Annotated in this window: 3 protein-coding genes and 1 pseudogene; 3 read left to right on the top strand and 1 reads right to left on the bottom strand. The window is 63.2% G+C overall.

The annotated features are described in order from the left end of the window. Positions 1-211: 211 nt before the first annotated feature. From Y707_RS0101935 to Y707_RS22725, 3 genes are read left to right on the top strand one after another with little or no spacing between them, the layout of a single operon-like run. Complete coding sequence (locus Y707_RS0101935) at positions 212-604, top strand: metal-sensitive transcriptional regulator (protein WP_051441552.1); 393 nt, start codon at positions 212-214, stop codon at positions 602-604. Between the two features lie 2 nt (positions 605-606). Then, on the top strand, positions 607-828 hold the full coding sequence (locus Y707_RS0101940) for a heavy-metal-associated domain-containing protein (RefSeq protein WP_026533845.1): 222 nt from the start codon (positions 607-609) through the stop codon (positions 826-828). A 5-nt stretch (positions 829-833) separates the two neighbouring features. Then, positions 834-3,104 (top strand): heavy metal translocating P-type ATPase, encoded by a 2,271-nt coding sequence (locus Y707_RS22725; protein ID WP_081744563.1) that lies wholly within the window; start codon positions 834-836, stop codon positions 3,102-3,104. A gap of 17 nt (positions 3,105-3,121) precedes the next feature. Here the strand turns inward: Y707_RS22725 and Y707_RS31155 are convergent. Further along, positions 3,122-3,386 (bottom strand): annotated as a pseudogene (locus tag Y707_RS31155) (IS110 family transposase); the annotation flags it as partial.

A 3,386-nucleotide genomic window follows, 5' to 3' on the forward strand; every position in this document is an offset into this window, starting at 1 on the left:
GTCACGGCTTGGCGCTGGGCCATCGTTAGCTCCATAGAAACGGGCATAACCTGCAACAGCTGCCTACACCGTGAACCACGCCGCTACGCGGAGGTTTTCAATTGAGGCAACGTATGCAGTTACGCGGAGGTTTTCTATGAGTCAACGCGGGTACTTGACCTATACCCTGCGGGGGTATACCGTGAGAGGAGCATCAGCGAAAGAGGACACCATGAGCACCACAGACCAAAGCCCGGCCGAAACCTTCACCGAGGCGCAACTCGACAGCCATGCAGGCATCAATCCAGTCACCGGGGATGCCCAGGAAAACCACGGTTACACCTCGGACAAAGACGCATACCTTCGCCGCTTGAAGCGGATTGAAGGCCAGGTCCGGGGCATCGCCCGGATGATCGATGAGGACAAGTACTGCATCGACATCCTCACTCAGGTTTCGGCCATCAACAAGGCGCTGCACGCCGTCAGTATCGGGCTGCTCGAGGAGCACATTGCCCACTGCGTGGTTGGCGCGGCTACCGAATCACAGACCACCGGAGAATTCGAGAACATCGACGCCAAGGTCAAGGAAGCCTCGGACGCCATCTCACGCCTGCTAAGGAGCTAATAATGAAAACCATCGTCGACATTTCCGGCATGACCTGCGGTCACTGCGTCGCCTCCGTCACCGAAGAACTCCAGAGTATCGACGGCGTCGAGAACGTCGAAGTCGACCTGAACAAGTCCGGAATCTCCACCACCACCATCACCTCGAGCAAAAAGCTGTCCGACGCCGAGATCGGCGAAGCCGTCGCGGAAGCCGGATACCTCGTAGTGGCGAACGAAGCGTAATCACCATGGCGATTGATACCGACACCGCCCTGTCCAGGAACGCCCGCGTGGTGGAGCTGGATATCGAGGGTATGACCTGTGCGTCCTGCGTTGGCCGCGTCGAGCGGAAACTCGGCAAGCTCGAGGGCGTGCAGGCGTCGGTCAATCTCCCGCTGGAATCCGCCCAGGTCACAGTCTCCGGCGACATCAGCAACCAACAGCTGATCGACGTCGTGCATGCAGCCGGCTATTCCGCCACACTGCACCAGCCTGAACCTGAGCACGACGATGACGGGCACCACGACGTTCCGGCATCGACGCTCAAGCCCAGGTTGATTACCGCTGCGCTGCTGACCGTGCCGATCTTCATCATCTCGATGATCCCGGCGGCACAATTTCCGCACTGGGGCTGGGCGGCGGCCGTACTGAGCGTGCCGGTCGTGACGTGGTCGGCCTGGCCGTTCCACCGTGCTGCCGCCATCAATGCCCGGCACTTCTCCTCCACCATGGACACTCTGGTCTCGATCGGCGTCGCGGCGGCCTTCCTGTTTTCCGCCTACGTGCTGGTCAGCAATCCGATGGCGACCGCGCATACGGGCATGCCGATGACGGCCCACGCACTCTACTTCGAGGTCGCCGCCGTCGTCACCACCTTCCTGCTGTTGGGGCGCTACCTCGAGGCCAACGCCAAGCACCGCAGCGGCGAAGCCCTCAAGGCCCTGCTGAACCTGGGCGCCAAGGACGCGTCAGTGCTCCGCGACGGCGTCGAGGTTAAAATCCCGGCGGGCCAGCTGGCGGCCGGCGATACGTTCGTGGTCCGCCCCGGCGAGAAAATTGCCACCGACGGCGTGGTCGCGGACGGGAACAGCGCCGTCAATACCTCGCTGATCACCGGCGAATCGTTGCCCGTCGACGTTTCCCCCGGGGACACCGTGACAGGCGCGACCATCAACACCAGCGGACGCCTGCATGTCCGGGCCACTCGCGTCGGGAGCGACACCACCCTGGCGCAGATGGCCAAACTGGTCAGCCAGGCGCAGAGCGGCAAGGCACCCATCGCCCGGCTTGCCGACCGGATCAGCGCCGTCTTCGTCCCTATAGTGCTCGCAATCGCCGTCCTGACCTTCGGGCTATGGCTGCTCGCCGCCGCTCCGGCACTGGAACCCGGCGAAGTGCAGGCAGCATTCACCGCCGCCGTCGCAGTACTGGTCATCGCCTGCCCCTGTGCGCTGGGATTGGCCACCCCGACGGCGCTGCTGACCGGAACAGGCCGCGGAGCTCAGCTGGGCATCCTGATAAAGGGACCCCAGATCCTCGAAGACACCCGCTCGGTCGACACGATCGTGCTGGACAAGACCGGAACTGTCACCAGCGGAGAACTGTCCGTGACCGACGTCGTCCCGCTTGGCTCGCTATCAGCGGAACAGGTGCTGCACCTGGCCGGCTCAGTGGAAAATGCGAGTGAGCATCCGATCGCGCAGGCCATCGCCACCGCCGCCCGAGGCTCTGACCATTCAGAGGTCCGGCTGTCCGAGGTCTCCGATTTCCACAGCGCTTCCGGCGGCGGGGTCCGCGGCACTGTCGATAAACATACCGTGGTGGCGGGCCGGGCAGGCTGGCTGGTCGAAAACGGAATCGAACTCACCGCCGAACACGAAAACGTGCTCCGGAAGCAGCAGGACGCCGGCGCTACTGCCATCTGGGTCGCCGTCGACGGCCAGGTTGCGGGCATCATCAGTCTGAAAGACACAGTCAAGGAGGGATCGGCCGCCGCGGTTGCCCGGTTGAAGGAACTTGGCCTGCGGCCCATCCTGCTGACCGGCGACAACTCCGCCGTCGCCGCCCAGGTGGCTGCCGCCGTCGGCATCGCCGCCGAGGACGTGATGGCGGAGGTCCTGCCCGAGGGCAAGGTCGACGCCGTGAAGAAGCTGCAGGCCGAAGGCCGGACGGTGGCCATGGCCGGCGACGGCGTGAACGATGCTCCCGCCCTGGCTCAGGCAGACCTCGGTATCGCCATGGGCAGCGGAACGGACGTTGCCATCGAGGCGGCCGACCTGACCGTGATGGGCAACGACCTGGGCAAGGTCGCCGAGTCGATCGAGCTGTCCCGGCGGACGCTCGGAACGATCAAGACGAACCTCTTCTGGGCATTCTTCTACAACGCGATCGGCACTAGCAACGAACTAACGGCGCAACACACTAGCCCGCTTCCTGAGCGAGACTACCGGTTCTGTTGCACTTCACAACAGGCTGGACACAAAGAACCAATTAGCTTTCGCACGCCACTGGACTGCTAATACGAAAGTAAGGTGACTTAGGCTGCGGCGGCCGGAGCGATGGTGACGTTGTAGCCGAGGCTGTTGAGCTTTTTGATAGCGCTGTTCTTGGCCTTGATCGGGTCAAGCCGGGCGAAGTGGTCGCCACCGGGGTCGGCGTAGCATTCGCCGTCGGCGAGCATATGCCAGACAGCCGTCAGGATTGAATGCTCCAAGGCGACGATGGCTTTCATCGGGCCGCGGCGGGAAGCGATGCGCCGGTATTTGACGGACAGGTACGTGTTTTTGCTTCGGGATGCCGAC

The sequence above is a fragment of the Arthrobacter sp. H14 genome (assembly GCF_000520495.1).
In the GTDB taxonomy this organism is placed as follows: Bacteria; Actinomycetota; Actinomycetes; order Actinomycetales; family Micrococcaceae; genus Arthrobacter_C.